The organism is Thioalkalivibrio sp. ALMg9 (assembly GCF_000380625.1).
In the GTDB taxonomy this organism is placed as follows: domain Bacteria; phylum Pseudomonadota; class Gammaproteobacteria; order Ectothiorhodospirales; family Ectothiorhodospiraceae; genus Thioalkalivibrio; species Thioalkalivibrio versutus.
Map to the genome: position 1 here is coordinate 130,246 of NZ_AQYC01000005.1, position 14,690 is coordinate 144,935.

14 protein-coding genes are annotated in these 14,690 nt (G+C 67.7%); all 14 read left to right on the forward strand.

Annotated features, from left to right (window positions below; all coding sequences use genetic code 11):
• The first annotated feature begins 74 nt into the window (after nt 1-74).
• The 14 genes from rlmB (at nt 75) to F792_RS0101920 (ending at nt 14,107) form a co-directional block, all read left to right on the forward strand.
• Nucleotides 75-851 (forward strand): 23S rRNA (guanosine(2251)-2'-O)-methyltransferase RlmB, encoded by a 777-nt coding sequence (gene rlmB / locus F792_RS0101855; RefSeq protein WP_018168151.1) that lies wholly within the window; start codon nt 75-77, stop codon nt 849-851.
• Nucleotides 852-1,023: 172 nt separating this feature from the next.
• The gene (rpsF, locus tag F792_RS0101860; protein WP_018168152.1) at nt 1,024-1,428 is read left to right on the forward strand and encodes a 30S ribosomal protein S6; all 405 of its coding nucleotides are present in this window, start codon (nt 1,024-1,026) and stop codon (nt 1,426-1,428) included.
• A 42-nt stretch (nt 1,429-1,470) separates the two neighbouring features.
• Nucleotides 1,471-1,695: a 30S ribosomal protein S18 gene (gene rpsR, locus F792_RS0101865; RefSeq protein ID WP_018144049.1), complete on the forward strand. Its 225-nt coding sequence runs from the start codon at nt 1,471-1,473 to the stop codon at nt 1,693-1,695.
• 30 nt (nt 1,696-1,725) lie between these two features.
• Nucleotides 1,726-2,661 carry a hypothetical protein gene (locus F792_RS0101870; protein ID WP_018168153.1) on the forward strand — a complete coding sequence of 312 codons (936 nt, stop codon included), beginning with the start codon at nt 1,726-1,728 and terminating at the stop codon, nt 2,659-2,661.
• A 68-nt stretch (nt 2,662-2,729) separates the two neighbouring features.
• The gene (gene rplI, locus F792_RS0101875) at nt 2,730-3,179 is read left to right on the forward strand and encodes a 50S ribosomal protein L9 (protein WP_018144047.1); all 450 of its coding nucleotides are present in this window, start codon (nt 2,730-2,732) and stop codon (nt 3,177-3,179) included.
• Nucleotides 3,180-3,258: 79 nt separating this feature from the next.
• The gene (dnaB, locus tag F792_RS0101880; RefSeq protein ID WP_018144046.1) at nt 3,259-4,617 is read left to right on the forward strand and encodes a replicative DNA helicase; all 1,359 of its coding nucleotides are present in this window, start codon (nt 3,259-3,261) and stop codon (nt 4,615-4,617) included.
• A gap of 7 nt (nt 4,618-4,624) precedes the next feature.
• Nucleotides 4,625-5,734: an alanine racemase gene (alr, locus tag F792_RS0101885; protein ID WP_026305877.1), complete on the forward strand. Its 1,110-nt coding sequence runs from the start codon at nt 4,625-4,627 to the stop codon at nt 5,732-5,734.
• Nucleotides 5,735-5,787: 53 nt separating this feature from the next.
• Nucleotides 5,788-6,981, forward strand: coding sequence for an O-succinylhomoserine sulfhydrylase (locus tag F792_RS0101890; protein ID WP_018168155.1), 1,194 nt, complete (start codon nt 5,788-5,790; stop codon nt 6,979-6,981).
• Between the two features lie 7 nt (nt 6,982-6,988).
• Complete coding sequence (gene cls / locus F792_RS0101895) at nt 6,989-8,461, forward strand: cardiolipin synthase (RefSeq protein ID WP_018168156.1); 1,473 nt, start codon at nt 6,989-6,991, stop codon at nt 8,459-8,461.
• A 91-nt stretch (nt 8,462-8,552) separates the two neighbouring features.
• On the forward strand, nt 8,553-8,909 hold the full coding sequence (locus F792_RS14970) for a hypothetical protein (protein WP_196793817.1): 357 nt from the start codon (nt 8,553-8,555) through the stop codon (nt 8,907-8,909).
• Between the two features lie 108 nt (nt 8,910-9,017).
• Complete coding sequence (locus F792_RS15045; protein ID WP_017925682.1) at nt 9,018-9,149, forward strand: hypothetical protein; 132 nt, start codon at nt 9,018-9,020, stop codon at nt 9,147-9,149.
• An 11-nt stretch (nt 9,150-9,160) separates the two neighbouring features.
• Nucleotides 9,161-11,680, forward strand: coding sequence for a heavy metal translocating P-type ATPase (locus F792_RS0101910; RefSeq protein ID WP_018168157.1), 2,520 nt, complete (start codon nt 9,161-9,163; stop codon nt 11,678-11,680).
• Nucleotides 11,677-13,248 (forward strand): multicopper oxidase family protein, encoded by a 1,572-nt coding sequence (locus tag F792_RS0101915; RefSeq protein WP_018168158.1) that lies wholly within the window; start codon nt 11,677-11,679, stop codon nt 13,246-13,248. The genes F792_RS0101910 and F792_RS0101915 overlap by 4 nt, the downstream gene beginning before the upstream one ends.
• 25 nt (nt 13,249-13,273) lie before the next feature.
• Nucleotides 13,274-14,107: a ferritin-like domain-containing protein gene (locus F792_RS0101920; protein ID WP_018168159.1), complete on the forward strand. Its 834-nt coding sequence runs from the start codon at nt 13,274-13,276 to the stop codon at nt 14,105-14,107.
• Nucleotides 14,108-14,690: the final 583 nt, after the last annotated feature.

The window sequence follows — 14,690 nt, forward strand, 5'->3', positions numbered from 1 at the left end:
TTGCTCGGGGGCTGCTCAGACGGTGTCCGCCGGGGCGTTGACCCGTGGCGGGATCGCCGTGGCGGAGGTCCGCGATGAGCAAGGGGGGCAAGGGTAGTCGCGCCGAGACCTTTGGTGGCATCCACGCAGTGGCCGCCGTGTTGCAGCGGGCCCCGGAGCGGGTCAAGCGACTGCAGTTGGCGCCCGACCCCATCGAACCCGCCCTGGAGCGCCTGCGAGCGCAGGCGCAGTCGCGGGGTATCTCGATCGAGCGGGTAGGCCGCGAGCGGCTCGATCAACAGCTTCCGGGGTTCCAGAACCAGGGTGTGGTCGTGCACTGCACGCCGCGCCCGCTGCTGGACGAAAAGGCCCTGATCACCCGGGTGCGCGATGGCCTGGATCTGCTGCTGGTGCTCGACGGGGTGACCGACCCGCACAATCTCGGGGCCTGCCTGCGGACCGCGGATGCGGCCGGGGCCGGGGCGGTGGTCATGCCGCGCCATCACAGCGCCGCATTGACCCCCGCCGCCATCAAGGTGGCGTCCGGGGCCGCCGAGACCGTGCCGGTGGTGACGGTCGGCAATCTCGCGCGGACGCTGGCAACCCTGAAGGATGCCGGGATGTGGACCGTAGGCCTGGCCGGGGAGGGGGGTGAGAGCCTCTATGACCTGGACCTGCGCCCGCCGACCGCGATCGTCATGGGGGCCGAGGGCGAGGGCCTGCGGCGTCTGACCCGGGAGGCCTGTGACCACCTCGCGGCCCTGCCGATGCAGGGCGCGGTGGAGAGTCTCAACGTCTCCGTCGCCACCGGCGTCACCCTGTTCGAGGCGGTCCGTCAGCGCCGCGAAGGTCCGCCGGCTGGTTCTGCGTAGCCGGTAGCCTTCCGAGGGGCGGTGCAACCCCCTGTTTCGCCGGCTCCCTGCTTGTTGTTGGCGCTCGCTTCGGTTATCGTGTCGCGCCTTTCTGCCCTGCGGCTGCGTCCGCTGGGCCGAACCCTTGCCTCACCGCATTTGACGGGAGGCTGATACCCGCAAGGAGTTCCCGATGCGTCATTACGAAGTTGTATTCCTGGTCCACCCGGACCAGAGCGAGCAGGTCCCGGCGATGATCGAGCGCTACAAGGGCCTGGTCGAAGGTCATGAAGGCAAGATCCACCGCCTGGAAGACTGGGGCCGCCGTCAGCTGGCCTACCCGATCCAGAAGCTGGTGAAGGCCCACTACGTGCTCATGAACATCGAGGCCTCGGAAGAGGCGATGGAAGAGCTCGCCAGTGCCTTCCGGTTCAACGATGCCGTGCTGCGCCACCTGGCAATGCGCATGGAAGAGGCCGTGACCGAGATCTCCCCGCTGGCCAAGGGCCAGGAAGAGGAGAGTGGCAAGGGCCGTCGCCGCGAGCGTGACGACGAGGGCGGCGAAGGCGCCTCCGACGACTCGGCTTCCGCCGAGTAAATCCCGCCCGTTCGTTGACCGAATCATTGAAGGAGATCTGACATGGCCCGTTTTCCGCGTCGCCGCAAGTATTGCAAGTTCACCGCCGAAGGCATCGAGTACATCGATTACAAGGACCTGAATCTGTTGAAGGGTTTTGTGACCGAGACCGGCAAGATCGTACCCAGCCGTGTCACCGGCACCAGCGCGAAGTATCAGCGCCAGCTGGCCACGGCGGTGAAGCGTGCGCGCTTCCTGGCCCTGCTGCCGTACAGCGATAACCACTAAGTCCCGCACCGGTTCGCCGGGGCCGTCGCCATGCGCGTACTGGCCGAATTTGCGATGAAAAGCCGGAGCCGCGCCGTAGGCGCGGTTTCCGCCTTTGGCGTGGCGGGCCTGTTCCTGCCTCCGGTGGCGCTGCTCAGCAGTGCGCTGATCGCCCTCGTGGGGCTGCGCATCGGCCTGCGCCAGGCACTCCTGGTGATGGTGCTTTCCGCAGTGGTGCTCGGGGTGGCGATGTTTGTCCTGATCCCGGAGGCCCCGCTGTTCGCGGGGGTGGTTGCCGGGGTGGTGCAATGGGCGCCAGTGGCGCTGCTCGCCGAGCTGCTGCGGCGCACGATCTCGTGGCGCATGACGCTGCAGGTCGCCGCCGCGGTCGCCGGGGTCGGCGTGCTGGCCGTGCACCTGCTGGTGCCGGATCTCGAGTCCACCTGGGCCGAGGCGGGCATGGCCCTGCTGGGGCCTCTGGTCGAGGGCAGCGACACCGGGCCACAGGAGTTGGAGGCGGGGCTGCGCCGCGCGGCGCCGTACCTGACCGGGCTCTTGGCCGGGATCCTGCTGCTGAGCCTGACGCTGGCCGTGCTGCTGGGTCGCTACTGGCAGGCACTGCTGTACAACCCGGGGGCGTTCGGCGAGGAGTTCCGGGGGCTGCAGTTCGGGCGGATGCTGAGTGCCGTCACGCTGTTGCTGGCCGGTATCGGGCATCTGGGCCCGGTCCCGGTGGCCACGGAGTTGGCGTTCATCCTGGCGGTACTGTTCTTCCTGCAGGGGATCGCGCTGATGCACGCGCTGACCTTCCGGCAGGGGATGAGCAGTTTCTGGCTGGTGGGGATGTACGTGCTCCTGGCCCTGGCCATGCCGCAGATGTTTCTGCTGCTGGCCACCATCGGGGTGATCGACGCCTGGGCGGATATCCGCTCGCGACTGGGCCCCGGTTCCGCGCAGGGCGGGCAGGACAGTGACAACAATCCGTGAGACCGGTCCGAGACCGGTGTAGAATGCGCCCCTTCGGGGGCTGATCAAACGTTACAGGAATACCAAAGATGGAAGTCATTCTGCTGGAAAAGATCGATAACCTGGGCACCCTGGGCGACCGCGTCAACGTGCGTCCGGGCTTTGCGCGCAACTTCCTGCTGCCGCAGGGCAAGGCCAAGTTTGCCACCGCCGAGAACATCGCCGAATTCGAGGCGCGTCGCGCCGAACTGGAAAAGGCGGCGGCCGAGGCCCTGGCTGCGGCCGAGGCCCGCAAGGAAAAGCTGGACGCAACCGTGCTCGAGATCACCGCGAAGTCCGGTGGCGAAGGCAAGCTGTTCGGCTCCATCGGCCCGGCGGACATCGCCGACGCGCTGACCGCCAAGGGTACCGAAGTCGAAAAGCGCGAAGTGCGCATGCCGGAAGGTCCGCTGCGCACCACCGGTGAATTCGAGATCGGCCTGCACCTGCACTCGGACGTGGACGTCGACATCCGCGTCGTCGTGATCGGCGAAGAGTGATCCGCCGGATGTCGGGAGGGTGGCCCCACCGGGTCGCTGATACCCGGCACATGGGCGGGTTCGTCGCATGAACTCGCCCATGATCCCGAACCCGCGGGTCCCCCCGCATTCCGAGGAGGCCGAGCAGGCGGTCCTCGGAGGGTTGATGCTGGATAACGCTGCCTGGGACCGGGTGGCGGACCGCATCACTGCAGACGACTTCTACCGCCATGATCACCGCCTGATCTTCCGGGCGGTGTCCGCGTTGGCGGATCGTAATGCCCCGTTCGACATGGTCACCGTGTCGGAGCAGCTGGATCGCACGACCGAGCTGGAATCGGCCGGGGGCATGGCCTATCTCGGACGGCTGGCCGCCGAGACGCCGAGTGCGGCCAACATCGTGGCCTATGCGGATATCGTCCGCGAGCGCTCTATCCTGCGTTCGCTGATCTCGGTAGGTACCGAGATTGCCGATTCCGCCTATACCCCGGACGGCCGCGGTTCCAAGGAACTGCTGGACGTGGCGGAGCAGAAGGTCTTCCGCATCGCCGAGCAGGGTGCGCGCGGGGCTCAGGGCTTTCGCGGGATGAAGCCACTGCTGACGGCGGCGGTGGACCAGATCGAGTATCTCTACGAAAGCCAGAATCCAATCACCGGGATTGCCACCGGTTACCAGGATCTGGATGCCCTGACCTCGGGGCTGAATCCGGGCGATCTGGTGATCGTGGCCGGGCGGCCTTCGATGGGCAAGACCTCGTTCGCGATGAACATTGCCGAGTATGTGGCGATGAAGAACTCCGAGCCGGTCGCGATTTTCTCCATGGAGATGCCGGGTGAGCAGCTGGCCATTCGCCTGCTGTCCTCGATGGGGCGGATCAACCAGCAGAAGCTGCGCTCCGGACGCTTGGAGGATGGCGACTGGCCGCGCCTGACCAGCGCGGTGCAGATGCTGTCCGAGGCCCCGCTGTACATCGACGATACGCCGGCGCTCTCGCCCACCGAGCTGCGAGCACGGACCCGGCGGTTGATGCGCGAACACAAGGGCCTGGGCCTGATCGTGGTCGACTACCTGCAGCTGATGCAATCCCCCGGCAGCAGCGAGAATCGCGCCAACGAGATCTCGGATATCTCGCGTGGCTTGAAGGCCCTGGCGAAGGAGCTGAGTGTGCCGATGATCGCGTTGTCGCAGCTCAACCGTTCGCTGGAACAGCGTCCGAACAAGCGCCCGGTGATGTCCGACCTGCGCGAGTCCGGGGCCATTGAACAGGATGCGGACATCATCGCCTTCGTTTATCGCGACGAGGTCTACAACGACGAGTCGCCCGACAAGGGCACGGCGGAGATCATTATCGCCAAGCAGCGTAATGGTCCCATCGGGACCGTGCGCCTGACCTTCCACGGGCAGTTCACCCGTTTCGAGAACTACGCCCCCGACGTCTACGGCGAGATCGGCCACTAGGCACGCCGTGAGACGCGCGGCCAGCATCCACCTTCATCCCGAGGCGCTCCGACACAACCTGGGTGTGGCGCGCCGCTTGGCGCCGGGCGTTCCGATGTGGTCGGTCATCAAGGCCGAGGGCTACGGCCATGGTCTGCTGTGGGCGGCCGAGGCCCTTGCGCAGACGAGCGATGGTTTGGCGGTCTCTCAGATCGGCGAGGCCCGCGCCTTGCGCGCTGCCGGCTTCGGCGGCCCACTCCTCGTGTTGCAGGGGCCGCGCGACGTCTCCGAGGCGCGTGCCTGTACCGAGTTCGACCTGCAGCCCGTGCTGCACGACGCGACGCAGCTTGACTATCTCGACGCCGCTGGCGTGGTGCTTCCCGTGGTCTGGGTCAAACTCAACACCGGCATGAATCGCCTGGGGTTCGCACCGCAGGTGGCAAAGCGCGTCGCCACGCGTTTGCAGGCCGCCGGACACGGGTGCGGTGGCCTGCACTGGATGACGCACCTGGCGTGCGCCGACGAGCCCGGGCATCCGCAGAATGCTTGCCAGCTGGAACAATTCGGCGCGACGGTTTCCGCTTTCCCGGGGCTCCGTAGCGTGGCCAATTCGGCGGCCCTGTTCGCCGGCTGGGGCAAGGGCAGCGCGTCGGCGGCGCCCGGCGATTACTGGGCACGCCCCGGCATCATGCTCTACGGCGCGCATCCGGCCTCGGTCCCCGTCGAGCATCTCCCGGAGGGCCCGGACGGCGATCTGCGCCCGGCGATGACCGTGCGCGCCCCGATCATCGCCACCCAGCCTCTCGAGCCTGGCAGTACGGTGGGCTATGGCGCGACCTGGACCGCCGCCGCTCCGGGCCGTGCCGGGATCGTGGCAATGGGATATGCCGATGGCTACCCGCGGCATGCCCCGTCGGGCACGCCGATCCTTGTGCAGGACCGGCTCTGCCCGCTGATCGGACGTGTCTCCATGGACATGCTGGCGGTGGACCTGTCCGGGTTGCCGGAGGTGCAGGTCGGTGCCATGGCGACGTTGTGGGGCGAGGGCCTGCCGGTGGAGCGGGTCGCCCGCGCGGCGGGCACCATCAGCTACGACGTGCTCACGCGCGTGGCGGACCGGCTGCAGCCCGGAAACTGACGGAAACGCCGGGTACACTGTCCGGTCAGCAATCCGTGGCCCGAGAGACCCCAATGACCGATTTCGATCCCAGCGAATACGACCCGCAGACCGTCGCCATCCGCTATGGCTACCAGCGCACGCCCGAGGGCGAGCACTCCGAGGCGATCTTCCCGACCTCGAGCTTCGTGTTCGGCTCGGCCGCGGAGGCCGCCGCGCGCTTCGGTGGCGAGGTCCCGGGCAATATCTATTCGCGCTTCACCAACCCCACCGTGCGCACCTTCCAGGACCGCCTGGCCGCGCTGGAAGGCGGCGAGTCCTGCGTGGCGACCGCCTCCGGGATGTCCGCGATCCTGGCGACCATGATGGGCCTGCTGAAGGCGGGCGATCACGTGGTTTGTTCGCGCTCGGTGTTCGGGACCACCACCGTGCTGTTCAACAACTACCTGGCGCGTTTCGGCGTCGAGGTGACCTACGTCGAGCTGTCGAACCTCGAGGCCTGGGAACAGGCGACGCAGTCGAACACGCGGCTGTACTTCTGCGAGACGCCATCGAACCCGCTGGGCGAGGTGGTGGACATCCGTGCGCTGGCCGACATCGCCCATCGCCGCGACGTGCTGCTCGCGGTGGACAACTGTTTCTGCACGCCGATCCTGCAGCGCCCGCTGGATCTGGGCGCCGATATCATTATCCACTCGGCGACCAAATTCCTTGACGGCCAGGGCCGCTGCCTCGGCGGTGCCGTGGTGGGCGACGCCGAGCGGGTGGGCAAGGAGGTCTACGGCTTCCTGCGCACCGCGGGTCCGACGTTGTCGCCGTTCAACGCCTGGGTGTTCCTGAAGGGGCTGGAGACGCTGCCCCTGCGCATGCGCGCGCACAGCGATAACGCGCTCAATCTGGCGCAGTGGCTCCAATCCCACCCCGCGGTCACGGCCGTGCATTACCCCGGCCTCGAAGATCACCCGCAGCACGGGATCGCGAAGCAGCAACAAAGCGGCTTCGGCGGGGTGCTGAGCTTCGAGGTCGCCGGCGGGCGCGACGCCGCCTGGTCGGTGATCGACGCCACGCAGTTCCTGTCGATCACCGCGAACCTGGGGGATGCCAAGACCACCATTACCCATCCAGCCACCACCACCCACGGTCGCGTGGACCCGGAGAAGCGCGAGGCCCAGGGTATTACCGAGGCCCTGGTGCGGGTCGCGGTCGGGCTCGAGGCCGTCGCCGACATCCAGCGCGATCTGGCGCGCGGCCTCGACGCCCTGGGCTGAGACGGGTATGTCGGCTTCCAGCGGGGAGGCCCGTTCGCAGCCGCGCCGGCGGCGCCCGCGCTGGCGCGTCCTGCTGACTGTGGTCATTGCGTTCCACCTGCTGGGCTTCCTGTCCTCGCTGGATGCGCTGATGTCCACCCGCACATCGCAGGGCGCGGTGGCCTGGATCGTTTCACTCAACACCGTGCCGTATGTGGCTGTCCCGGCCTACTGGGTGTTCGGCGCCAGTGAGTTTCGCGGCTATGTCGTGGCGCGCCGCGACGAGGACTCCAGCCTGGCCCGGGCCCTGCAGCCGAAGACCGAGGAGCTGTGGTCGCACCAGTACCTCGCAGAGGAACCCAGCAAGCACCTGGACGGCGTCCAGCAGCTCGCCCGCTGGCCGTTTCTCCACGGCAACGAGGTCGAGCTGCTGGTGGACGGCGAGGCGACCTTCGACAGCATCTTCCGGGGGATCGAGCAGGCCGAACGCTACCTGCTGGTGCAGTTCTATATCGTGCGTGACGACGCGATCGGGCGCGAACTCCAGCGCCGGCTGGTGGAGCGTGCCGAGGCCGGTATCGAGGTCTATTTCCTGTATGACGAGATCGGGAGCTACCGCCTGCCCGGATCCTATCTGGATACCCTGCGCGAGGCCGGTGTGCACGTGCAGCACTTTCACTCCACCCGCGGACGCGGCAATCGCTTCCAGCTGAACTTCCGCAATCATCGCAAGATCGTGGTCGCCGATGGCGAACAGGCCTGGGTCGGCGGGCTGAACGTGGGCGACGAGTACCTGGGCCGCGATCCGGCAATCGGTGCCTGGCGCGACACCCACCTGCGTATTGCGGGGCCGTCCGCCCTCGCGTTGCAGTCGGTGTTCCTGGAGGACTGGCACTGGGCCACCGAGGCGGTCCCGGAGCTGGAATGGAAGCCGGCGACCATGGCGGAGGACGGGGTCCCGGTACTGATCCTTCCCTCCGGTCCGGCCGATGAATTCGAGACCGCCAGCCTGATGATGCAGCAGGCGATCCACGCGGCGGACCGGCGCATCTGGATCGCCAGCCCGTACTTCGTGCCCGACGAGGGCGTGCAGGGCATGCTCAAGCTGGCCGCCTTGAGCGGCGTCGACGTGCGCGTGCTGATTCCCGAGGTCACCGACAACCCGCTGACCACGCATGCGGCCTACGCCTTCCTGGGGCCGCTGCTGGACGCCGGCGTGCGCATCTATCGTTACGAGGACGGCTTCCTGCACGGCAAGGCGTTCGTGGTGGACGACATGGGCGCGGCCGTGGGTACGGTGAACCTGGACAACCGTTCCTTCCGGCTGAACTTCGAGGTCACGGCACTGGTGCTGGACCCGGCCTTCGCGCGCGAGACGGCGCGCATGTTCGAGGCCGACTTCGCCCGTTCCCGCGAGATGACTCCGCAGGACGTGAACGATCTCCCGCTCTGGCGCCGCGTGGCCGCGCGTGCCGCCTACCTGCTGGCGCCGGTGCTGTAATGTTGTTGTGCTTCCCTGCTTGATCTATCTCATGTGACCGGTCCGCGACGCTGCTAGACTTGTAAAAAGAATGCTCTTTCGAGGCCTGCCCGTGTCGCGAGCCCTGTCCCATCTGCTGACTCTGCTGATTGCCGCCGCGCTGTTGCTGGCGCCGATCGCCGGTGCGGGCATGATGCATGGGGATCACGGGGCGGCAATCGCCACGCCGGGCCACTGTCCGGATCAAGGCGCCACCTCGCCCTCGGAACCCCTGCCCTTGGACCCCGCGGTTCAGGCGGACTTCTCGGGCTGCGAGATGCCGTGCGCGGTTTGCGGTATCTGCGGGGCCTCCGCCTTGCCTTCCTCCGTGACCAAGCCGGTCACTGCATCGCTGTCCCGCCCCGTTCCGGGGGCCGTGGCCATGGGTCCCGGCGCCCGTTCGGGCCCGGATCTGCGTCCCCCTCTCTGAGTCCTCCCTGGCCGGGCGTCCGCCCGGCCCCGGGCGATTGCGGATCGCCCCCTCGATACGCGAAACCGCGTATCGCCGTTGAATTTAAGTCCTTGGGAGGACTCCATCATGATGAATGAACAAGGTTTTGGCTGGCTGGGCGGTATGGGTCTGGGCGGAGGCCTGATCGGGCTTCTGGTCCTGGTACTGCTGATCCTCGCGATCGCCGCGTTGATCAAGTATTTGTTCGGTGGTCGGTAAGGAGTCACGCGATGACGACGTCAGAAACGAAGCCGGCGACCGCCCGCGAGGCGGTGGTCATCGTCCCCGGCATGGGGTCGGACCACTGCGGGGGCATCGTGCGCTCGGCGCTGGAAAAGACCCCGGGGGTGACCTCGGTGGGGACCAATATCGCCCGGCACCGGGTGACGGTGGGGTATGACCCCGACCAGGTCGACCCGCAGGGGCTGCGCGCCGCGGTGGAGGGCGCCGGCTACGACGTCGCACAGGTCGAGAGCGAGGCCGGGGGTTCCGGTTCGGTGCGGCTGGTGGTGCCGGGCATGGGTTCGGATCACTGCGCCGGCATCGTGCGCGCGGCGATCGAGAAGCTCGCCGGGATCGAGACGGTGCGCACCAACATCTCCGACCACCGCGTGACGGTGGAGGTGACGCCGGACGGGCCCGATGGCGAGGCCCTGCGCGCGGCTGTGGAGGGGGCCGGCTACGACGTGGCGGCGGTGGAGACCGACGACGCCGCCAGCGAGGCGGACGACGCGGCGATCGACGCCGCCTACGTGAAGCAGGCCTGGAACCGTCTGTGGTTCGCGATGGTGCCGACCATCGCGATCATGGTCCTGATGATGCCGCACATGTTCTGGCAGCCGATCCCCGGCTATCTGTTGATCATCGCGTTGCTGGCCTTCCCGGTGGTGTTCCTGGCGGGGGGCGCGGCCACGCATCGGTCCGCCTGGCGTTCGCTGAAAAGCGGCAACCTGAACATGGACGTGCTGATCTCCATGGGCTCGCTGCCGCCCTACCTGATCGGGCTGGTTGGTTTCGTCTATCCGATGACCTCGTTCATCGAGATGGCCGCGACCATCATGGCCTTCCATATGCTCGGGCGCTATCTGGAGTATCGCGCGAAGGGCGAGGCCTCCTCGGCGATCCGCAAGTTGCTGGACCTGGGTGCGAAGACCGCCCGGGTCGAGCGTGATGGCGAGGAGGTCGAGGTGTCGGTCAAGTCGCTCCAGGTGGGCGACGTGATGATCGTGCGCCCGGGCGAGAAGGTGCCGACCGATGGCGAGGTGGTGGCCGGCGAAAGCACCGTGGACGAGTCCATTGCCACCGGCGAGTCGGTCCCGGTGGACAAGGGCGAGGGCGACACCGTCCTCGGCGCCACCCTGAATCAGCAGGGCCGGCTGAAGGTGCGTGCGACCCGCGTCGGGGCCGATACCTTCCTGTCGCAGGTGATCCGCCTGGTCAACGAGGCGCAGGGCTCGCGCGTGCCGGTGCAGGAACTGGCGGACCGCATCACCGCACGCTTCGTGCCGGCGGTGCTGGTGATTGCCCTGGCCGCGTTTGCGGCCTGGCTGGCGTTCTCCGGGGCGCTGCAGCCGATCCTGGTCTGGGGCGAGGGCTTCCTGCCCTGGGTCGATTCCGAACGCCCGCCGCTGGTGCTGGCGATCCTGGCGGCGATCGCCGTGCTGGTCATTGCCTGCCCCTGTGCGCTGGGGCTGGCCACGCCCACCGCGCTGATGGTCGGGTCCGGCATGGGGGCCGAGCGCGGCGTGCTGATCCGCTCGGGCTCCGCGATCCAGACGCTCAAGGACATTGCGGTGATCGTGCTCGACAAGACCGGCACCATTACCCGGGGGAAGCCGGCATTGACCGACGTTATCGCGGCCGAAGGCTTTGACGAGTCCCGGGTGCTGCGGGCGGCGGCGGCCGTCGAGGCCGGTTCCGCACACCCGCTGGCCGATGCCATCGTGCAAGGGGCGCGCGACAGGGAGCTGGAGGTCGCCGAGGTCGAGCAGTTCCAGTCGCATACCGCACGTGGAGTGGAGGCCCACCTGGACGGCGAGCGGGTGCTGGTGGGCAGCCAGCGCCTGCTGGAGGAGCAGGGCCTGGATCCATCGGCCCTGCTGGATTCCCTGCGGGAACTGGAGGATGCCGGCAAGACCGCGATGCTGGTGGCCATCGGCGACCGGCCGGCCGGCGTTGTCGCGGTCGCCGATACGCTCAAGGAAGAGTCGCAGGCCGCGATCGAACAACTGCATGGTCTCGGCATCCGCTGCGTGATGGTCACCGGCGACAACGAGCGCACTGCGAATGCCGTGGCCGCTCAGGTGGGGATCGACGAGGTACGCGCCGGGGTGCTGCCGGAGGGCAAGGTCGAGGCCATTCGCGAGTTGCAAAAGGAGTACGGCGAGCACGTGGCGATGGTCGGCGACGGCATCAACGATGCCCCGGCCCTGCAGCAGGCGAATGTCGGGATTGCGATCGGGGCTGGTGCGGATGTGGCCATCGAGGCGGCCGACGTGACCCTGGTACGCGGAGAATTGACCAAGGTCGTGGAGGCCGTGCAACTGTCGCGGCTGACCTTCCGCAAGATCGTGCAGAACCTGTTCTGGGCCTGGGGCTACAACAGCGCCGCGATCCCGATCGCCGCGGCCGGGCTGCTGCACCCGATGATCGGTGTGGTCGCGATGACCGCCAGCTCGCTCTCGGTGATCGGCAATTCCATTCTGCTGCGCCGGAGCATGCCGGCATCCCGTACTGGAGAAAAGCAATGATGAAACGACGTCAGTTTCTGGGGCTGGCCGCGGCGCTTCCCGTCATCACCACATTCGGCGGTTGGAGCCTGTTCAACCACGCGGTGTCTGCCCCCCGGCTCGACAACGCCCTGTTTCTGCCCGGCGCGGACGGCCCGTTTGCGGTGCTCGCACCCAACAAGCCGTTCACCCTGGTCGCGGAGCAGGGGTGGCTGCCGGTGCCGGGGCGCGAGGAGACCCCGTTCCTCTGGTACCGGACGCAGATGAACGGCCATGAATATCAGAATCCGATCCTCTTGTTGCGCACCGGCGATGAACTGGACGTGACCCTGGACAACCAGCTCGACGAGGGCACGATCATCCACTGGCATGGCCTGCATGTTCCGGGTCGGGTGGACGGGCATCCGATGCAGACGGTCGACCCCGGTGAGCAGTACGAATACCGGTTTAAAGTGACCAACCGTGGCGGTACCTACTGGTATCACACCCATGCCCATCACCGGACCGCGCGCCAGGCCCACCAGGGGCTGGCGAGCTTCCTGCTGGTGAGCGACGACGACAACGAGGCGCTGAACGAGGCGCTGGGGCTGGGGCTGGGCACGACCGACCTGCCGCTGGTACTGCAGGACAAGCGCTTCGACCGGCTCGGCCATCTGGTGTACCGGCCGAACCCGATGCAGGGGATGATGGGCTATCTCGGCGACGAGGTGCTGGTGAACATGACACCGTCGGCGACCCATGAAGTGGCGCGGCGCCTGCATCGCCTGCGCCTGCTGAACGGATCGACCGCCAGGATCTACCGCCTGGCCCTGCGAGTGGACGGCGAGGCGGTCCCGTTCCGGGTGATTGGCACGGACGCGGGCCTGCTGGACTCGCCCCGGGAGGCCCACGAGGCCTTCCTGTCGCCGGGAGAACGCCTGGAGGTCCTGGTCGACTTCGCCGCGTTTGCCGGAGGCGACCGGGTCGAGCTGCACAGCCTGGAATTCGACCCGATGGCCGGTGGCGGCATGATGGGAGGCGGTATGGGCGGCGGTATGGGTCGCATGATGGGTGGCAATATGCACGACGGCGATCCGCTGGCGCTGCTCGAGTTCGTGGTCCGCGAGGGCGAGGCGGTCACCGCCGATGTGCCCGAGCGCCTGTCGCGGATCGAGCCCATCGACGTGACCAATGCAACTGAACGCGACATCCGCCTGGACATGGCGCGGATGCAGTGGCGCATCAACGGAGAAACCTACGATCCGGACCGGGTGCCGATCGAGGTGGATGCCAACACCCAAGAGGTGTGGGCGATCCGCAATGCGGACCGCAGCATGCCGCATCCGATGCATATCCATGGCTTTTCGTTCCAGGTGCTGTCACGCTCCGGGGGCCCGGATTTCGTACGCGAACAGGCCGTGAACGAACAAGGGCTGACCGTCGCGGACCTGGGCTGGAAGGACACGGTCCTGCTGTGGCCGGGCGAGACGGTGCGCATCGCGATCGACTTCACCCATCACTACGCTGGTGATCAGCTCTACGTGTTCCACTGTCATAATCTGGAGCACGAGGACAACGACATGATGGTGAACGTGCGCGTCCGGGCCTGACCGTGCGTAGCGACAGAGGGATGCCATGAGCGAAAGACCGCGGCCGCACCCGGCCGTCTACCGCGCGGCCGAGGCCGCCCTGCGCGAGCGCGACCCGGAGGCCAAGTGCGAGCGTGTGCTGGAGCTGGCGCGCGCCTGGTGGGCGGATGAGCTGGAGGGCGCGAATGCCCCCGCGCCGGCACGCATGGAGGTGCCGGGGCGGCCGGAGCGGCCGGTGCTGGTGCATCCGAAGGAGCTGCCGCGGCGTGGACTGAATACCACTGCCGGTCGGGTCGCGCTGGTGCATGCGGTGGCGCACATCGAGTTCAATGCGATCAACCTGGCGCTGGATGCCGTGTACCGCTTCCGCGACATGCCGGCGCCGTTCGTCAGCGACTGGCTGCAGGTCGCGGCGGAGGAGGCGCGGCACTTCCGGCTGCTGCGGGCGCGCCTGCACGAGCTGGGTGCGGACTACGGCGACCTGCCCGCCCACAACGGCTTGTGGGAGGCGGCGCTGGCGACCGACCACGACGTGATGGTGCGCATGGCACTGGTGCCGCGGGTGCTGGAGGCGCGGGGCTTGGACGTGACTCCGGGCATGATCCAGCGGCTGGAAGCGGCGGGCGATACCGACACCGTGGCCCTCCTGGAGATCATCCAGCGCGAGGAGGTGGCGCACGTGGCGATCGGTACGCACTGGTTCCGCGAACTGGCCCGGGCACGCGGTCTCGATCCCGAACCGCTGTTCCTCGACCTGCTGGCCGAATACATGCCCGGCCGCGTGCGCCCACCATTCGCGCACGCGGCACGCCGCGCCGCCGGCTTCACCGAATCCGAGATGGCCCAACTGGAGGCTCAGGCCGCCCCGGCCTCGCTGTAGGATGCCGATGAGCGCAGCGAATCGCATCAATACCGAGCGTTCTCTTGCGCACTAAGGCTGGCCCTGGTTCGTCCTCCGGTATTTACGGTGCCTTCGGTCCGCCGCCTGCCACGCGCTCTCTCGCGAGCGCGCCGCGAGGTACTTTCTTGCTTGCCCAAGAAAGTACCCAAAGAAGGGCACCCGGATTTCGCCCGGGAACCTCGCTCCGGACGCGCTGGGCCGGCGGCGCTGAACTCGCTGCGCCTGCGGCTCCGCTCAGACATCCAGCGCCTTCTCCCGGCCCATCACGCCCTCCGCGAGGGGCTTCATACGGGAGGAGAAGGTCAAAACAGACGGTATCCCGTAGGGTGCGGTTGAGCGCAGCGAAACGCACCATCTCCCACGCCGTGCGAAACCCTGATGCGATTCGCTACGCTCATCCGCATCCTACCCCCTGGCGCCCGCTACGCGGGCGCGGCACGCCATGGCCGCAGGCCGAGCGTGCCCAGATGCCGGAACAGCCTGCCTCCATCCAATGGCACAGGCCTTCGGACCGCCGTTGTCTTGACCTTCCTCCCCGTTGTCGTCGCGCCGAGTGGAGAGG

What these genes read in the sequence shown, in the direction of transcription:
- rplI (WP_018144047.1), top strand. Translation starts at nt 2,730, where the DNA reads ATGGAAGTCATTCTGCTGGAAAAGATCGATAACCTGGGCACCCTGGGC.
- F792_RS0101870 (WP_018168153.1), top strand. Translation starts at nt 1,726, where the DNA reads ATGCGCGTACTGGCCGAATTTGCGATGAAAAGCCGGAGCCGCGCCGTA.
- rpsR (WP_018144049.1), top strand. Translation starts at nt 1,471, where the DNA reads ATGGCCCGTTTTCCGCGTCGCCGCAAGTATTGCAAGTTCACCGCCGAA.
- F792_RS0101920 (WP_018168159.1), top strand. Translation starts at nt 13,274, where the DNA reads ATGAGCGAAAGACCGCGGCCGCACCCGGCCGTCTACCGCGCGGCCGAG.
- cls (WP_018168156.1), top strand. Translation starts at nt 6,989, where the DNA reads ATGTCGGCTTCCAGCGGGGAGGCCCGTTCGCAGCCGCGCCGGCGGCGC.
- F792_RS0101910 (WP_018168157.1), top strand. Translation starts at nt 9,161, where the DNA reads ATGACGACGTCAGAAACGAAGCCGGCGACCGCCCGCGAGGCGGTGGTC.
- rlmB (WP_018168151.1), top strand. Translation starts at nt 75, where the DNA reads ATGAGCAAGGGGGGCAAGGGTAGTCGCGCCGAGACCTTTGGTGGCATC.
- F792_RS0101890 (WP_018168155.1), top strand. Translation starts at nt 5,788, where the DNA reads ATGACCGATTTCGATCCCAGCGAATACGACCCGCAGACCGTCGCCATC.
- F792_RS0101915 (WP_018168158.1), top strand. Translation starts at nt 11,677, where the DNA reads ATGATGAAACGACGTCAGTTTCTGGGGCTGGCCGCGGCGCTTCCCGTC.
- rpsF (WP_018168152.1), top strand. Translation starts at nt 1,024, where the DNA reads ATGCGTCATTACGAAGTTGTATTCCTGGTCCACCCGGACCAGAGCGAG.
- F792_RS15045 (WP_017925682.1), top strand. Translation starts at nt 9,018, where the DNA reads ATGATGAATGAACAAGGTTTTGGCTGGCTGGGCGGTATGGGTCTGGGC.
- dnaB (WP_018144046.1), top strand. Translation starts at nt 3,259, where the DNA reads ATGATCCCGAACCCGCGGGTCCCCCCGCATTCCGAGGAGGCCGAGCAG.